The organism is Methylotuvimicrobium sp. KM1 (genome assembly GCF_044788715.1).
Classification (GTDB): domain Bacteria; phylum Pseudomonadota; class Gammaproteobacteria; order Methylococcales; family Methylomonadaceae; genus Methylotuvimicrobium.
On record NZ_CP173170.1, the window covers coordinates 671,249 to 688,107 of the forward strand.

A 16,859-nucleotide genomic window follows, 5' to 3' on the forward strand; every position below is an offset into this window, starting at 1 on the left:
TAGCGTTTGTTTATTGCGCACTCCAAGGCTTCTGTGTATGCTCCGTGCATGCAAATACAACTGATTACTATCGGCAATAAAATGCCGGCTTGGGTACAATCCGGTTATGATGAATACGCTAAGCGACTGCCGAGAGAGTGCGAATTGGTGCTCAAGGAGATTCCGCCGGGCAAGCGGGGTAAAAATAGCGATTCGGCCCGTATCGTCAAGGACGAAGGCGATAAAATGATCGCGGCAATCGCCAAAGACGCGCATGTCGTGACCTTGGACGTCCCCGGAAAATCTTGGTCGACGCCGGAATTGTCGGTTGCCTTGAAACGATGGCTCGAAAGCGGGCGGAATGTCGCCTTATTGGTCGGCGGACCCGAAGGATTGTCCGATGATGCGAAACAATTGGCGCGCGAATCCTGGAGTCTGTCCAAGCTGACTTTTCCGCATCCATTGGTGCGTGTGATTGTTGCCGAACAGATTTATCGCGCCTGGAGTATTTTAAATAACCATCCCTATCATCGCGAATGAGTGTGCAAATCCTATTGGCTTCGGCGTCTCCGCGCCGTCAGGAACTGTTAACGCAAATCGGAGTCAGTTTTAAGGTGTTTCCGGTCGATATCGATGAGACGCCTTACTCAGGTGAGGCGCCATTGTCTTATGTTCGACGTATCGCTGCCGAAAAATCGGCCGTAGCACTGGAGCGGAGTGGGGCAAGGCTGCCGATTCTGGCCGCTGATACGGCGGTGATCTTGGACGGACGGATTATGGGCAAGCCGAAGGATAAGGCCGATTGCCTGGCCATGCTTCGCTTTTTGTCGGGACGGACGCATCAGGTCTTTAGCGCAATATCGCTCAGAGGCTTCGAGCACTGGCAAGCCGTCAATGTTACCGAGGTCAGTTTTCGTGATATCAGCGAAGATGAAATCATCCGCTATTGGCATAGCGGCGAGCCAGTCGACAAGGCGGGTGCTTATGCGATTCAGGGTTTAGGCGGCGTGTTCGTCAAATCGATTACCGGCAGTTTTAGCGGCGTGGTTGGTTTGCCGCTGTTCGAGACGGCTGAACTTTTAGCGAAACAAGGGATAACGATTTTCAAATGAGTGAAGAAATTTTAATCAATGTCACGCCGCCGGAAACACGCGTTGCCGTCATCGAAAACGGAGTCTTGCAGGAACTGATTATCGAGCGTAGCCGACAACGCGGTTTGGTCGGTAATATCTATAAGGGTGAAGTCTGCCGAGTATTGCCCGGCATGCAAGCGGCTTTTGTCGATATTGGTTTGTCCAGGGCTGCCTTTTTGCACCTATCCGATTTATGCAGCAAGGATTTGGAAAAAAAAGGATCGGCGAATATCGAAAGCTATCTGCACGAGGGGCAACATATCGTCGTGCAAGTGACCAAGGACCCAATCGGTACTAAAGGCGCGCGATTAACCACCGAAATCTCGATTCCGTCGCGTTTTCAGGTTTATATGCCCTATGCCAATAATTGCGGCGTGTCTCAACGGATCGAATGCGATGCCGAGCGTGCTAGGCTCCGTGCTTGTCTTGAATCGTTTCGCGAAAAAAACCAATGTGGCGGATTTATTGCTCGTACGGCAGCCGAATGCGTCGAGGAAGTGGTTTTGTATTCCGATATGACTTTCCTGCTCAAGCTTTGGACGACAATTTCGGAAAGCATTAATAGCGCGCAACCGAAGCAGTTCATTCATAAGGACTTGCCGCTGAGTGTCAGAACGTTGAGGGATCTATACAAAGAAGGTATCGAGCGGGTGCGCGTCGATTCTAAGGAAACTTATCTCAAGCTAATCGAATTCGCAAAGATTTTCGTGCCCGATATTGTCGATGTGATCGAACATTATACCGGCGAGTGTCCAGTCTTCGATATTTACAGCGTCGAAGAGGAAATTCAGCGTGCGCTGGATCGTAAGGTTATGTTGAAATCAGGAGGACACTTAGTGTTCGATCAAACCGAGGCGATGACGACGGTCGATGTCAATACCGGCAGTTATGTCGGCGGGCGTAATCTTGAGGAGACGATTTTTAAGACCAATTTGGAGGCTGCTCAGACGATATCTCGCCAACTACGATTGCGAAACTTAGGCGGCATTATCATTATCGACTTCATCGATATGCAGAGCCATGAGCATCGAAAACAAGTCTTGCAAGCCTTGGAGCGGCATTTGGAAAAGGATAATGCGAAGACCAAAATTACCGAGGTTTCCACGCTCGGCTTGGTCGAAATGACCCGTAAAAGGACTCGGGAAAGTCTCGAGCATATTTTGTGCGAACCCTGTTCGGCTTGCGGCGGGCGCGGTGTGTTGAAAACCGCCGAAACGGTATGTCTGGAAATTTTCCGCGAGATCATTCGCGAGGTCAGGCAATACAAAGTTCGGAAACTGATGGTATTGGCATCGAACGAAGTCGTTGAAATGTTGCTCGATGAGGAAGCCGATATGCTTGCGGAACTCGAGGCGTTTTTGAATATTCAGATTAAGTTTAGGGCCGAGGGCGAATATAATCAGGAGCAGTATGATGTGGTGTTGTTATGATAGGCTGTTTAGCAAGCAGTTAGCAGTTAGCAGTTAGCAGTGAATAGGGAGTAGGGAGTAGGGAAGAGGAGGATTGTCCTGATGAATCGAATCATCGATCTTTTTAAATTGAGCCGTTTTCAATATCGCATTAACGAGTTTTTAGCTAAGTGATTCATCACATTACGCGGGCCACGCGAATTCTGCTTTTTTGGTCTTTGATTGCTTCGGCATTAGGCTTGACGGCAGTCCGTGTATTAATGAGCGGGCTGGAAAGTTATAAGTTCGAATTAGAGCGAGAAATTGGGGCGCTGATCGATGCCCCGGTTCAAATCGGTCGAATAAAGACCGGTATGCGAGGCATCACGCCGACGTTAATGCTAAAAGATATCAATGTGTTGGATGAGGATGGCAAAAGCCTCTCGACGCCGGTTAATTTTGAAGAGATTCGCTTAAATATCAGTTTATGGCGTGTTCTTTGGACGCGAGAAATTTGGAGGGCATCATGGATATCGATTATCGGTGCCGATGTGTCGATACAGCGAAAACCGGATGGTAGTTTCACACTAGTCGGTTTACAAGCCGGCGGCGAGACCGATTATCCATTGTGGTTGCTGCAAGGAGGGAAGTTTGAGCTGCTGCATAGCCGTATCGCTTGGCAAGATGAAATGCGTGGCGGCAAACCCATTCAATTCGAACGAGTCGATTTGGTGATCAATAACGACGGGAGTCGACATCAAATTCATTTGTTGGCGGGCTTACCCGAAAATTTAGGTCATACATTGCGCGTGTCGATGGAATTGAATGGCAATTTTTTCGAACCCGGTAAAATCGACGGCAAGTTGTATTTTGAAGGAACCGGGATTGACTTGGCCGAGATTATGGCGGGCGAATCGCTATCGGATATTAGTATTGAATCCGGGGTGGGCGATCTGAAGCTTTGGACGTATTGGCAAAAAAGTCAAATATTCGAAGCGGTCGCCGAAATTAATTTGTCGCGCGTAGCATTGCAGTTCAAGGCAAAGAGTGCTTTAGTGCTGGATAGACTCGAAACGCTCTTTAGGTGGCGCGATGATGGTCGACGTTTGGCGCTGGATATTGCTCGATTGGCCGTAGAAGATAATCGGCGGCCTTGGACCGACACGCAGTTCAGTTTGGCTGTTGAGCGAGATCCAGAAAATGCGTTCAAGAGCTTGGCATTGTCGGCGCATCGTCTGGATATGATGAATATTTCCGAGCTGGTGGCTTGGCCAGGTTTATTGCCGGCTGAACAGGCGGAACGTTTGACGGCACTCAAGTTGTCCGGAAATGTGGAAGATTTTACGCTTTTTGTCGATATTGACAGTCAGCGCTTTGCCGCCGATGGTCTATTTTCCGGTTTAGGATTTGCCGGGTTCGATTCCATTCCGGGATTTTCCGGTATAACCGGACATATCCGCGGCAATGACGAGCGCGGCATGGTGCAATTGATGACCGGTCAATCGCAGTTAGCGCCGAATGGAGTGTTTCGGCAAGCGCTATCGTTCGAACGTCTGCAAGGGCGGATCGACTGGCGGCAAACGCCCGATGCCTGGGTTGTTTTCAGCAAACAAATACGGTTAGATGTGCCGGCGGGGTCAACGATTAGCCGCTTGTTTTTAACACTGCCCAAAAGCGAAGCCTCGCCCGTACTTGAATTACAAAGTACTTTTTCGGTTGCCGATCTTGGTCAGGTTAAAAATTACCTTCCGGTGGGGAGTATCGATCCCGATACTTTCTCTTGGTTAGACCGCGCGTTTATCTCAGGCAGTATTCCGCGAGGCGGATTGTTGTTTTCCGGCGAGTTGGAGAGTTACCCTTTCGCCGAAAGTCAGGGCGTTTTCGAAGTCTTGTTCGATGTTTCCGATATGACGTTGAATTACGACCCGGAATGGCCAAATTTAACCAAAGTTGATGCGCAGGCGCTGTTTTACGGAGCGTCGCTCAAGGTCGACATCAAGAAAGCCGAAACTGCAAATTGCTCGATTAGGCAAGCCGAAATAACTATTCCGATGCTGAATGTTGAGCCCAATCTTTTGGTCAGCGGCGTCGCCGAGGGCAGTATTATTCACGCGTTGGATTTTCTACAGCAAACTCCGATCGGTTCACCGGTCGGTGCGTTGCGAACCGCAGTAACGCCTACCGGAAACACATCTGTTAAACTCGATCTCGATATCCCATTAGTGGGGCTGAAACCGGTTATGGTCGATGGCGAAGCTACGTTCGATCATGCCTCGCTCGTTGTCCACTCATTCGATTTGCCGGTCGGCAATATCGAAGGGGTTTTAAGATTTAATGGACAGGGGCTTTTCGCCGACAATATACAGGCGGTCGCGTTGGGGAGCCCGATTCGAGTGAATATCGAAAGCGAACCGAAACAAACCACGATTAAAGTCGCGGGAGAAAGCGCCGTTGAGAATCTGAAAAATCAATTTAAGTTGCCATGGTGGGGGCTTGTTGAAGGCAATACCGATTACCGACTGGAATTGGTCTTACCGGCCGAAGACAATCGCACAACTCAAATGACGATCAATTCGGGTTTGAGGGGCTTGTCATTAATCTTACCCGACGGACTCGGAAAAGATAAAGACCAGTCGCGCCCCTTGTCGCTGGTTTTTGACTTGAGCGACGAGCGTTTGTTGCCGGTTAGATTAAATTACGATAATCAGCTGAATGCCGCATTTAAGATTGAGATAGCGGAGCAGGCATTGCATTCGGGGCATTTTCTGTTCGGGGTCGGTGTAGCGGATTATCCGGATGCTCCGGTTATTAAGCTAGAAGCGAATCGCGATAAGATGAATCTCGAAGAATGGCTAAGTTTTATCGATAGGGACGGTGTCGCAAAAGACGAGTCGATGCCTGTATACGAAATCAAAATAAGAACCAGGCAGCTAATTAATCAATTTATGGACTTGGGCCGGCTGGATTTAATGTTGACGCGCCGCGGCAATTTCTGGGTAGGTAAAATCGATAGTTCGGCGGCCAAGGGGAATTTGCGTATACCGGTTGACCGGTCGGGCGACGATAGCATACGGATGACCATGGAGTTTATCGATCTGACAGCGATGAGCCGCATTAAATTGGAAAGTGGTACCGATAACCTCATGGAAAAAGTACCTTTATTCGATATAGACAGCGAAAAAGTGATTTGGCGCTCAAGCGATATGGGACGATTGGTGTTGCGAACCGTACGTATGCCTCAAGGCTTGCATTTTCAGCGACTTACCATTTCCGATAGAAATGAAACAATGAATCTGACCGGGCGTTGGATCAATCAAGGATTTGGCTCAACAACTGAGTTAAAAGGTACTTTCGACGGTCGGCAGTTCGGTCGGTTGCTTAATGAGTTAGGGCTTTATGAAAGTATGAAAGAAACCCGTATTGCCGCAAAACTCGATCTAAATTGGAACGCGGCTCCTTATCAATTTTCATTGGAGCGCTTACGAGGTAAAGTGGATATCGAGTTAAACGACGGGAGATTGCTCAGCATAGAACCCGGATTGGGGCGAGTATTGGGTATCATAGCGTTTTCACAGTGGGTTAAGCGATTGCAATTGGATTTTCGCGATGTTTACGAGGAAGGGTTAACCTTCAATAGTATCAAGGGGCGTATTCATTTTGCCGATGGCATTGCCAGCACCACAAATTTAGAAGTCGACGCCGTGCCGGCAAAAATAACGCTTTCCGGGAACGCCAATTTGAACGATAAAACGCTGGATCAACAAGTTCGGGTCGTGCCTAAAAGTTCCGATGCGGTTCCCATTGCTGGTACAATTGTCGGCCGTTTAGCCGGTTTGATTGCCAAGGCAGTGACGAAAGATTACCAGGAGGGCTTTTTTTTCGGGTCTCAATACCGAATCATAGGTTCTTGGGAAGAACCGCAGGTAATTCCTTTGCGTGAAGGCGACGGTTTGTTTAACAAAACCTGGCAAGGACTTACCGATTTTCCGTGGACGGAAAATAGCGATTAACCTATAAAAAGCATTTTGTTCACGCAGCACACGAAAATATTCAAATAGTTATACTTTTCAAGTTGCTCACCTGATGGGTGATTCAAGAGATTTATGTAACTGTATGATTGCTTTCGTGTATTTCGTGGACTGCTAGCGAAATTAGGATTAAGGATTTTGCGCTATACGGATATAAAATAACGTTCATGAAGGCCAGGCAATCGCCCCCGGCAAATGAAAGTTCGGGGTGAGTGAGGGTGCGGTCACACGCCCGACAGGACGCCGTGAACCCAGCACCTAAATTATCCAAGATAGTTAACCATAGCCAATGGGTTATGGAATTTAGGTGCTGGGTGAATACGTCCATGTGGCTCGACGGCGGCTATCTGAACGCCAGGGATGGCGTGAATGCAGATTTTGCAGGAGCAAAAATCTGCCCTGCCGCCGACGCCCGCCGGTCGAGCAACCGCACCCTCTTCGAAACCTAGATTATCACCGCAACGTTTTGCATATCGAAAAATTAGATAAAGAGTTTCAATTAATGAACTTTCACAGTAAGAGTTAAAAATTAAACAAAGAGTCTTTAAATGAGTAAATGTGCCGCCATACAAATGGCATCGAGTCCCAATGTGGGGGCGAATCTTTTAGAAGCCGACAAATTAATCGGTGAAGCGGTAAATGCCGGAGCGAAATTGGTTGTATTGCCGGAAAACTTTGCCTTGATGGGGGAAAGCGAGACCGATAAGTTAACGATCAAGGAAGTCAACGGGAATGGTCCGATACAAGACTTTTTAGCGTCGACCGCACTCAAATACAAAGTTTGGGTTGTCGGTGGAACGATCCCCTTGGCCGGCGATAACGATAACAAAGTTAGAGCTGCCTGCTTGGTTTATAACGACCGTGGCGAGCGCGTTGCGCGTTATGACAAAATACATCTATTCGATGTCAGCGTACCCGATACCGAGGAAGAATACCGCGAATCGAATTCGATTGAGCCCGGACATGCCCCCGTTGTTGTCGATACACCTTTCGGAAAGTTGGGGCTGTCGGTTTGCTATGATCTGCGCTTTCCCGAACTTTACCGTAATTTGGTAGCGAAAGGCGCCGAAATTTTGTTGGTGCCTTCGGCGTTTACTGCACAAACCGGTGCCGCGCATTGGGAGGTCCTATTGAGAGCGCGAGCGATTGAAAACTTATGTTATGTCATTGCACCGAATCAGGGCGGCTTTCATATTAACGGTCGTAAAACCTTTGGGCATTCGATGATAGTCGATCCGTGGGGAGTGGTTTTAGGTTGTCATAAGAATGGCGGCGGCTTCGTTTGCGCCGATATCGAACGCGAACGCTTGGAAAAAGTTCGATTGTCTTTCCCCGCTTTACAGCATCGAAAAATTTAAATTTCGATTAGTTTTTGGTAAGCAGTCAGTGGTTAGCTGTGAACTGATAGGAATTATGTTCATCGCTTATCTTTCCCTCCGGCTTGGCGCTTAGAGAGAATATTCTTGAAAAATCAAATTTTAAGGTTACATTGCTTTAAATGTCATGAAGCCATCGAATAGAACCATCCTTAAATTTTGCGGGGTGTTGTTGTGGTCGGCGGTTCTGGCGAACTGTTCCGAAACTGAAGTCCGTTATCGGGACACCGGACATTTGGAGCGACCGCCGGAATTCGAGGGCGCATCGGGCGAGCAGAGTTTACAAAAATCGGTCGATCCTGTGTTGACAACGTTATCGATTCAACAAGGCTTAGGCGATAAAGTTGCGATCGAACAATCGGCGCTACGAACCAAGCTAATTATCAAAGAACCTTTTGAAAAAGCTTGGTTCATAATGGAGTTAGTCCTAAATCAGCAACGCATCGAAATTACCGATAGGGATCGCGATGCCGGTTATTACTATGTCCGCTTCGATCCCGACGAGAACGAGGCGAAAGGCATTTTGGGCTGGTTATTTAAAGACGACGATTATATCGAGCGAATTTATTCGTTGCAGTTATCCGAAGGTCAATCCGCGTCGGAAATTACTGCGGATATCGTGACTGAACAAGATGAAAAAAATCCGTCCATACCAGGTGCGTCAGAACCGCTCGAGGACATTAAAAAAGACGGGCCAGACCGGTTGCTGCAGATGCTCTATAAGAAATTGCGAGACGGCATACCGAAACATCAACGGCAATAATAGACAGTATGGAAATTTTAAATATAGCGAAACAAGCGATTCTTGCGCCGGCAGGCTTGCAGGAACAAGATATCGAGCGAGTCATGAGCAGTTTGCTCAGTGTTCCGGTCGATGCCGCCGATATCTATTTTCAATCCAGTCATTACGAATCCTGGGTTATGGAAAGCGGCATCATCAAAGAGGGCAGTCATAATATCGAACAAGGTGCCGGTGTGCGTGCCGTCGTCGGCGAGAAAACCGGATTCGCCTATAGCGATAAAATTGAATTGCCGGTCTTGCTCGAAGCGGCCGGTAATGTCAAAGCCATTGTCCGACAAGGACAAAATGCGCGTACGGCCATTTCCAAGCAAGCCGCATGGCCTCGATATTACCATTCTGTCAACCCGCTCAAATCTTTAGCGGATCAGCAAAAAGTCGAACTGTTGCATAAAGTCGACCGAGAGACACGCAAGCTCGATAGCCGTATTGAAGAAGTGGTTATCAGCTTAGTCGGTCTTCATGAAAATGTTTTAGTCGCTAATCAAGACGGTACATTGGCTGCCGACATCCGTCCGTTGGTTCGTATGAACGTGAGTGTCATTGTCGAGGATAATGGACGCCGCGAACAGGGTAGCATGGGCGGCGGCGGGCGTTGCGATTACGGCATGTTCGTAGACCAGGATAAAGCACTGGAGTACGGTCGAGAAGCGGTTCGGCAAGCGTTGGTTAATCTGGATGCCGTCGATGCGCCGGCCGGCAGCATGACTGTAGTCTTGGGGTCGGGTTGGCCGGGCATTTTATTGCATGAAGCAATTGGGCATGGTCTGGAAGGCGATTTCAACCGTAAAGGGACATCGGCCTTTAGCGGACGAGTCGGCGAAAGGGTTGCATCCGATTTGTGTACCGTGGTCGATGACGGCACGCTCGAGGGACGTCGCGGCTCGTTGAGTATAGACGATGAAGGCACGCCTACCGAAAAAACTGTGTTGATTGAAAACGGCATATTGAAAGGCTACATGCAGGATAGATTGAATGCCAGATTGATGGGCGTATCCCCGACCGGTAACGGTCGGCGCGAATCTTACGCGCATTTGCCGATGCCGCGCATGACCAATACCTATATGTTGCCGGGGCCGCACGATCCTGAAGAGATTATCCGCTCGGTCAAAAAAGGTTTGTATGCAAAAAATTTCGGCGGCGGACAGGTCGATATCACTTCGGGAAAATTCGTGTTTTCAGCCAGCGAGGCTTATCTTATCGAGGACGGCCAGTTGACGCGACCTGTAAAAGGCGCCACGTTAATCGGCAACGGGCCGGATGTTCTGACTCGGGTGTCGATGGTCGGCACCGATTTGGAACTCGATAGTGGTGTCGGGACCTGCGGGAAGGATGGGCAAAGCGTTCCGGTCGGCGTCGGCCAGCCGACCTTGAAAGTCGACGCGTTGACGGTCGGCGGTACGAGTATCTGATGGTTGGTGATTGGTGAACAGTAAGCGGTAAACTGTGAGCGGTGAGCGGTAAGCAGATAGTAGGTCGTTGTTCGGTTCCCCGCTTACCGCTCACTGCTTACCGTTGACTATATCGATTTAATTTTAAGTAGAGAATCATTTTGCAAAACCGGGAAGAAATCAGTCGATTGGAAAATTTGGTCCAAAGCATTTTAGATGAAGCGAAGCTGCAGGGCGCAACCGCTGCGGAAGCGGGTTTGAGTGTCGATAGCGGCTTGTCGGTGACCGCGCGTTTGGGTGATGTCGAAACGATAGAGCATCATCGCGATCAAGGCTTGGGAGTGACCGTTTATTTCGGGCAGCGTAAAGGTTCGGCGAGTACCACCGATCTATCCAATGCTTCGATCAAGGAAACGGTTGTCGCCGCATGTAGTTTTGCGCGCTATGGCAGCGAAGATCCTTATGCAGGATTGCCCGAGCAAGAGTGGCTTGCAACCGAATTTCCCGACTTGGATCTATTTCATCCTTGGTCTCTCGCTGCTGATCGTGCGATCGAGTTGGCGATAGCCTGCGAAGATGCCGCACGTTCTTATTCAACCGAAATTACTAATTCGGAAGGCGCAACGGTCACCAGTCACCAAGGCATTCGGGTTTTGGGCAATAGTTTAGGTTTCTTGAAGGGTTCCGAATCGAGCCGTCACTCGATTAGTTGCGCAGTATTAGGACAACGCGGCGACAGTATGCAGCGCGATTATTGGTATAGCGTTGCCAGGAATCCTGACTTGCTCGAGGCGGTCGACTCCATCGGCAGAAAAGCAGCCGAAAGAACGGTTAGACGTTTGCAGGGGCGAGGCTTAAGCACGCGGCAATGTCCGGTTTTGTATTCGGCTGAAGTGGCTTCCAGTTTGTTCGGATCGCTAATCGGCGCAATTAGCGGCGGTAACTTATACCGTAAATCGTCGTTTTTACTCAATGCATTGGATACACGGATATTTCCGGAATTCGTGCATATTCACGAGCAACCTTATATGGTTGGTGCTCTCGGCAGCGCTGCTTTCGATGCCGAAGGCGTCAAAACTAGAGCTCGGGACATCGTTGCGGACGGTATTTTAAAGGACTATGTGTTGAGCACTTATTCGGCTAAGAAACTCGGTCTTGTAAGTACGGGAAATGCCGGGGGCGTTCATAATCTGATCGTCGATAGCGGAAACGATGATTTTGCCGGCATGCTGAAAAAACTCGGTACCGGACTGCTTGTAACCGAATTGATGGGGCAGGGCGTTAAAATGGTGACTGGCGATTATTCGCGCGGCGCGGCCGGATTCTGGGTAGAGAACGGCGAAATTCAATACCCGGTCGAGGAAATTACGATTGCCGGAAATTTGAAAGATATGTTTAAAAATCTCGTCGCGGTCGGTAATGATGTCGATTATCGAGGCAACGTACGCACCGGTTCGGTTTTGATCGAGCGCATGTCGATCGCCGGGGAATAAGACAATCGGCGATGATTAAAAATAGTGCGTCGCTTTGTAATACCATTTATTTTTTCAATCGAAAAATCGAATGTCTCGGTTTCGACTCGACCTATAGCCGGGTAATTATTCACGCCCCCTATCGTTCCCACGCAGAGCGCTCATCGTTATATTATCATCGTAGATCAAAATTCGGCACCGGGGGCCCGTCAAAGGACCCAGCCCCTAAATTAGTAAGACTATTAACCATGACCGATGGGCTATGGAATTTAGGGGCTGGGTAAATACATCCATGTAGGCTCTATGCCAGCATCCATGCTGGCAAAGCCTTTGCCGAGCACCCCGGTGCCTCCTTAGGCACTGCCGAAATTTGAAGTGCGAAAGGTATACATAAATTGTAGGGTACGCTGCGCGTACCAAAGCCGTGCCCTGGCGGCTCGGTTGTCACATGAACATTGCGGGGTTACCATGGTACGCACAGCGTACCCTACGCGGATCGCCTAGCGCTAGGCGATCCGCGAGTGTTAAGTGACAATAAATGGTATTGAGGTCTCGTTGGTTAAGATTGCGAAAAGGTAATTTTTGACTTATGTATAACGATGAGCGCAGAACGTGGGAACGATAATTTCCGGGGGACTGAATAGTTACATCGCCGCACCCTCCACCACCAGAGAACTTTCATTTGCCGAGGCGATTGTCAAACCTTCATGAGCGTTCGGTTAAATGCCCGCTTTTTATTAAATCAAATCTATGGCTTCTAACGAAATGTTTAATCAAGAGTGCAGGGATTGCGGACGCTTGGACGAATTTTTGTGCGAGGTGAAACGCAAGTATCCCGATTATCATGCCCGACCGGTTGCTCCGTTCGGTGACGAACAACCGAAATTGTTGGTGGTCGGGTTGGCGCCGGGCATGCATGGCGCGAATGCAACGGGGCGCCCGTTTACCGGCGATTATGCCGGAATCTTGTTGTACCAAGCGTTATACCAATTCGGTTACAGTAATCGCCCCATTTCAGAAGGCCAAAAGGATGGCTTGGTTTTAACCGCTTGCCGCATCACCAATGCCGTTAAATGCCTGCCACCGCAAAATAAACCGACCGGTTTGGAAATCAATACCTGCAATCGATATTTAAACGCCGAAATAGCGCAAATGTCTGAAGGAACGGTCATTCTGGCGCTGGGCAGTATCGCGCATCAGGCCGTCTTGAAAGCCTGTGGTTTAAAATTAAAAGATGCACCGTTCGGCCATAATCGCTTGCATCGTTTGCCTAATTCGCGATATCTGGTTGATTCTTATCATTCCAGCCGTTATAACGTGCAAACCAAGCGTTTGACCGAGGAAATGTTTCACGATGTTTTTCGCCGAATTGCCGGGCTGTTCGATCATTGAGTTTTGTTGTGCCTGTTGCCGAATTTGATGTAGCCGCCTTTTTGAAAACCCTGACCGGTCGGCCGGGGATTTATAAAATGCTGAATGAAAAAGGCGAAATCATTTATATAGGAAAGGCTAAAAACCTCAAGAACCGCGTGTCGAGTTACTTTCGGACGCAAACCGCATCGCCGAAACAGCAGGCGATGATTGCGCAGTTGGCGTCGATAGAAGTCATGGTAACCAACTCCGAAGGCGAAGCCTTGTTGCTCGAAAGCCAGTTGGTCAAACGTTTCATGCCCCGCTACAATATTTGTTTGCGGGACGATAAATCCTATCCTTATATCTTTATTTCCACCGAACAGGATTTTCCCCGGATTACTTTTCATCGAGGCGCGAAAAAGAAGAAGGGGCAATATTTCGGGCCTTATCCGAGCGCTGGCGCGGTCAAGGAAACACTGAAATTATTGCAAAAAATATTTCCGGTCCGGCAATGCGAAGATTCTTATTATCGCAATCGAACGCGCCCCTGTTTACAGCATCAGATTAAACGCTGCACCGCGCCGTGTGTCGATTTGATCGATACAAGCAATTATGCGGTCGATGTCGAAAATAGTATTTTGTTTTTGGAAGGCAACGGCGATTTATTGATTGGTCGTTTGATCGAAAAAATGGAAAATGCTTCGGCGGCCTTGGATTTTGAAAAAGCGGCGGGTTTTCGGGATCAGATCGCCCGATTACGTTTAATTCTTGAAAAGCATTTTGTGCATGGCGAGCGGGGCGATGTCGATATCGTTGCCTGCGCTACGCGAGCAGGCGTGGCATGCGTTCAGGTGTTTTTTATTCGCAAGGGCCAGAATCTCGGCAATAAGTTGTTTTTTCCGAAATTGTCCGATCAAGATGAGCCCGGCAAAATTTTGCAGGCGTTTATCGCACAATATTATCTCGACAAGACGGTGCCCTATGAATTGATCGTCAGTCACGAGCCGGAAGAAGTCGGCCTACTGGCTGAAGTTCTGGCAGCTTATGCCAAACATGCCGTTACAATTACGTCCAAGGTACGCGGCGAACGCCAAAAATGGCTGCAAATGACATTGGCCAATGCCGAGCATTCGCTGCAAAGCAAATTGGCCGACCGGCAAGGTATTTATGCGCGTTTTTTGAGTCTTCAGGAGGAGTTAGGTTGCCGGGAATTACCGAAGCGCCTCGAATGCTTCGATGTTAGCCATACCCAGGGCGATCAAACCGTAGCCTCGTGTGTTGTGTTCGATAGGGAAGGGCCGGTAAAATCGGCTTATCGGCGTTTCAACATCAAGGGTGTGACGCCCGGCGACGATTATGCGGCAATTCATCAGGCGGTTACCCGGCGTTATAAACGGCTCAAGCAAGGCGAACATGAGGCTCCCGACATTTTGTTTATCGATGGCGGCAAAGGGCAAGTTGCTGAAGCGAAAAAGGCATTGGCGGATTTAGAGATAAACAATGTTATGATAGTCGGAGTTTCCAAAGGGCCGGATCGAAAAGCCGGTATGGAAAAACTACTGCTGACCGATCAGGTGGAGCCTTTGGATGTAACGCCCGGTGCGTCGGGGTTGTTGTTGATTCAGCATATTCGCGACGAAGCACACCGATTTGCAATTACCGGACACCGGCAGCGGCGCGGTAAGACCAAAAAACAATCCGTTTTGGAGGACATTCCAGGGTTGGGACCGAAACGCCGACAATTATTATTAAAACAATTCGGCGGTTTGCAAGGCGTTGCCGGTGCCAGCGCGGATGCTTTAGCGAGTGTGGCAGGCATAAGTAAGGACTTGGCGCAACGAATTTACGAACAATTTCATAACCCAAATGGCCATTAAATTTAATCTTCCGACCTATCTGACTTTGCTGAGAATTGTTTTAATTCCGTTGCTTGCAGTGGTGTTTTATCTGCCTTGGGAATATGCCAACTTGGCTTCGACAAGCATTTTTATCTTGGCCGGTATCACTGATTGGTTGGATGGTTATTTAGCCCGTAAGATGAGCTTGGAAACGCCCTTCGGCGCTTTTTTGGATCCGGTTGCGGATAAATTGATGGTGGCGATCGTACTGGTTTTGATTGTACAACAAGACGGTTCGCCTTATTTAGCCTTACCTGCGGCGATTATTATCGGGCGCGAAATTACGATTGCATCGTTACGCGAATGGATGGCGGAATTGGGGCAGCGCGCTAAAGTCAAAGTTTCGCAACTGGGTAAATGGAAAACCACGGCGCAAATGACCGCGATCGGGTTTTTATTGTACGGACAGGATGTCGTCGGTATCCCCGTTAAGACATCCGGATATGTGTTGCTGTATCTGGCGGCGATATTGACGTTATGGTCGATGATTAACTATTTGAAAGCCGCATGGAGTGTGTTTGGAGAAGGTTAAAAAAAAATCTGTTCGCTATTAACGTAGCGGATCGAAACTAGAGTGTTGTAATAAACAACTGTTTGAGGTTTAATTTAAAACCTTATCTTCGTATGGGATATGATAATTCGAACAGCCGTCTTCGAAGTTTTTTGGCGCTTTCTTGTTCGATAGCGGTTGTGGCGAAAACATTATATGGCCTTAGCTTAACGACTGCCGGTTCCTGACGCAGTTTATCGCTGACTTTCCTTTAAGCGTCGAATGAGCTACATAGCCATGATAACCGCAAACATGGTCGATCGAAGTACACAGGTTTTTATGTAACGTTTCGGTGAGTAATATCGGGATTAATCAGCCTTGCCATGCTCCGCAGGTTCTCGAATGCATTGCCGAAACGATACGAATCATTAACTTTATAAAGGCAGCATAATGATATTGCTGTAAAAAGTGAAAATGGAAAAGGAAATAGAAAATAACAAAAATAAATTGGACACTCAGGATGAAATTCTCTTGGCGGCATTAAAGCTTTTCGCCGAGAAGGGGTATTTCAATACGTCTCTCGGTGATATTGCCGAAGCGGCCGGCATCAAGACCACCAGTGGTCTGTATCAATGTTTCAAAAACAAGCAAGCGATAGCCGAAGCCTTATACGCGAATATCATCGATAGTCTGAGTATCTCGATCGATGATATTCGACGCCGAAATGCCAAACCTTCCGAGCAATTGCGCGAAGTCGTCGGCCTTTTGTTTAGGTTAACTCAGGAAGCGCCTGATGTGATGCAGTTCCTGTTAGTCATTAAAGTCCGCGAATTTTTGCCCGAGCAAAAGCCCTTCATGGAAACGCCGCCCTTCATCAAGATCATAAAAATCCTTCAGGCCGGTATTAAGGCTGAGGAAATCAAAAATATCGAGCCTATACTGGCTTATACTTTTTTTTTCGGGATCATCAATCAAACGCTACGTATAGCTTTGTCCGGCAGTCTTCCAAAGGATGTCGACGCGTATCAGTCGCAAGTTTGGCTTGCGGCTTGGAGCGTTATTTGTAAGAAATAATATTTATAAGGTGAAAGGTGAAAGAGGAAAGAGGAAAGATTCGATCGTCGACTGGCTTCGTTCTTTCTCCATTCTCCTTAAACGCCTAGCGCTTTCATTTATTGGGGTGATTGCTAGGCTTTCATGAACGGTACTGTGAAAGTTCGTAGATTTAGACTCATTATCTAATTTTTCGATAAACGAATCTTGGCAGAGCAAATGCGGGCTCAGAAGAGGGTGCGGTTGCTCGATCGACAGGCGTCGGCGGTAGGGAGCCGCCGTCGAGCCTACATGGATGTATTCGCCCAGCACCTAAATCCAGCACCTAAATTCCATAGCCCATTGGCTATGTTTAATATCATGGCTAATTTAGGTGCTGGATGAATTCCATAGCCCTTTGGCTATGGTAACTATCGAGCATAATTTAGGTGCTGGGTTCACGGCGTCCTGTCGGGCGAGTGACCGCACCCAGTCGGCCCTCGTGCTTTCTTTGCCGGGT

Annotated in this window: 13 protein-coding genes; all 13 read left to right on the forward strand. The window is 48.4% G+C overall.

What is annotated here, in order from left to right:
• The first annotated feature begins 48 nt into the window (after positions 1–48).
• The gene (gene rlmH / locus ACINK7_RS02990; protein ID WP_404359816.1) at positions 49–519 is read left to right on the forward strand and encodes a 23S rRNA (pseudouridine(1915)-N(3))-methyltransferase RlmH; all 471 of its coding nucleotides are present in this window, start codon (positions 49–51) and stop codon (positions 517–519) included.
• The gene (locus ACINK7_RS02995; protein ID WP_404359817.1) at positions 516–1,091 is read left to right on the forward strand and encodes a Maf family protein; all 576 of its coding nucleotides are present in this window, start codon (positions 516–518) and stop codon (positions 1,089–1,091) included. Before rlmH ends, ACINK7_RS02995 begins: the two co-directional genes overlap by 4 nt.
• Positions 1,088–2,542 (forward strand): ribonuclease G, encoded by a 1,455-nt coding sequence (gene rng / locus ACINK7_RS03000; protein WP_404359818.1) that lies wholly within the window; start codon positions 1,088–1,090, stop codon positions 2,540–2,542. The genes ACINK7_RS02995 and rng overlap by 4 nt, the downstream gene beginning before the upstream one ends.
• Before the next feature lie 149 nt (positions 2,543–2,691).
• The gene (locus ACINK7_RS03005; protein WP_404359819.1) at positions 2,692–6,510 is read left to right on the forward strand and encodes a YhdP family protein; all 3,819 of its coding nucleotides are present in this window, start codon (positions 2,692–2,694) and stop codon (positions 6,508–6,510) included.
• A gap of 344 nt (positions 6,511–6,854) precedes the next feature.
• Positions 6,855–6,977, forward strand: a complete 123-nt coding sequence (locus ACINK7_RS03010) for a hypothetical protein (protein ID WP_404359820.1) — start codon at positions 6,855–6,857, stop codon at positions 6,975–6,977.
• A gap of 99 nt (positions 6,978–7,076) precedes the next feature.
• Entirely contained in the window at positions 7,077–7,886 is an 810-nt protein-coding gene (locus ACINK7_RS03015) for a carbon-nitrogen hydrolase family protein (RefSeq protein ID WP_404359821.1), read from the forward strand.
• 145 nt (positions 7,887–8,031) lie between these two features.
• Positions 8,032–8,667: an outer membrane protein assembly factor BamC gene (gene bamC / locus ACINK7_RS03020; RefSeq protein ID WP_404359822.1), complete on the forward strand. Its 636-nt coding sequence runs from the start codon at positions 8,032–8,034 to the stop codon at positions 8,665–8,667.
• A gap of 8 nt (positions 8,668–8,675) precedes the next feature.
• On the forward strand, positions 8,676–10,115 hold the full coding sequence (gene tldD / locus ACINK7_RS03025; protein ID WP_404359824.1) for a metalloprotease TldD: 1,440 nt from the start codon (positions 8,676–8,678) through the stop codon (positions 10,113–10,115).
• A 140-nt stretch (positions 10,116–10,255) separates the two neighbouring features.
• Complete coding sequence (pmbA, locus tag ACINK7_RS03030) at positions 10,256–11,587, forward strand: metalloprotease PmbA (protein WP_404359826.1); 1,332 nt, start codon at positions 10,256–10,258, stop codon at positions 11,585–11,587.
• Positions 11,588–12,316: 729 nt separating this feature from the next.
• On the forward strand, positions 12,317–12,958 hold the full coding sequence (locus ACINK7_RS03035) for a uracil-DNA glycosylase (protein WP_404359828.1): 642 nt from the start codon (positions 12,317–12,319) through the stop codon (positions 12,956–12,958).
• Positions 12,955–14,796, forward strand: a complete 1,842-nt coding sequence (gene uvrC, locus ACINK7_RS03040) for an excinuclease ABC subunit UvrC (protein ID WP_404359830.1) — start codon at positions 12,955–12,957, stop codon at positions 14,794–14,796. Before ACINK7_RS03035 ends, uvrC begins: the two co-directional genes overlap by 4 nt.
• Positions 14,786–15,349 (forward strand): CDP-diacylglycerol--glycerol-3-phosphate 3-phosphatidyltransferase, encoded by a 564-nt coding sequence (gene pgsA, locus ACINK7_RS03045; RefSeq protein ID WP_404359831.1) that lies wholly within the window; start codon positions 14,786–14,788, stop codon positions 15,347–15,349. Before uvrC ends, pgsA begins: the two co-directional genes overlap by 11 nt.
• A 432-nt stretch (positions 15,350–15,781) precedes the next feature.
• Entirely contained in the window at positions 15,782–16,381 is a 600-nt protein-coding gene (locus tag ACINK7_RS03050; protein WP_404359832.1) for a TetR/AcrR family transcriptional regulator, read from the forward strand.
• Positions 16,382–16,859: the final 478 nt, after the last annotated feature.

What these genes read in the sequence shown, in the direction of transcription:
- tldD (WP_404359824.1), top strand. Translation starts at nt 8,676, where the DNA reads ATGGAAATTTTAAATATAGCGAAACAAGCGATTCTTGCGCCGGCAGGC.
- bamC (WP_404359822.1), top strand. Translation starts at nt 8,032, where the DNA reads ATGAAGCCATCGAATAGAACCATCCTTAAATTTTGCGGGGTGTTGTTG.
- rng (WP_404359818.1), top strand. Translation starts at nt 1,088, where the DNA reads ATGAGTGAAGAAATTTTAATCAATGTCACGCCGCCGGAAACACGCGTT.
- ACINK7_RS03035 (WP_404359828.1), top strand. Translation starts at nt 12,317, where the DNA reads ATGGCTTCTAACGAAATGTTTAATCAAGAGTGCAGGGATTGCGGACGC.
- rlmH (WP_404359816.1), top strand. Translation starts at nt 49, where the DNA reads ATGCAAATACAACTGATTACTATCGGCAATAAAATGCCGGCTTGGGTA.
- ACINK7_RS02995 (WP_404359817.1), top strand. Translation starts at nt 516, where the DNA reads ATGAGTGTGCAAATCCTATTGGCTTCGGCGTCTCCGCGCCGTCAGGAA.
- ACINK7_RS03050 (WP_404359832.1), top strand. Translation starts at nt 15,782, where the DNA reads ATGGAAAAGGAAATAGAAAATAACAAAAATAAATTGGACACTCAGGAT.
- ACINK7_RS03010 (WP_404359820.1), top strand. Translation starts at nt 6,855, where the DNA reads ATGTGGCTCGACGGCGGCTATCTGAACGCCAGGGATGGCGTGAATGCA.
- ACINK7_RS03015 (WP_404359821.1), top strand. Translation starts at nt 7,077, where the DNA reads ATGAGTAAATGTGCCGCCATACAAATGGCATCGAGTCCCAATGTGGGG.
- pgsA (WP_404359831.1), top strand. Translation starts at nt 14,786, where the DNA reads ATGGCCATTAAATTTAATCTTCCGACCTATCTGACTTTGCTGAGAATT.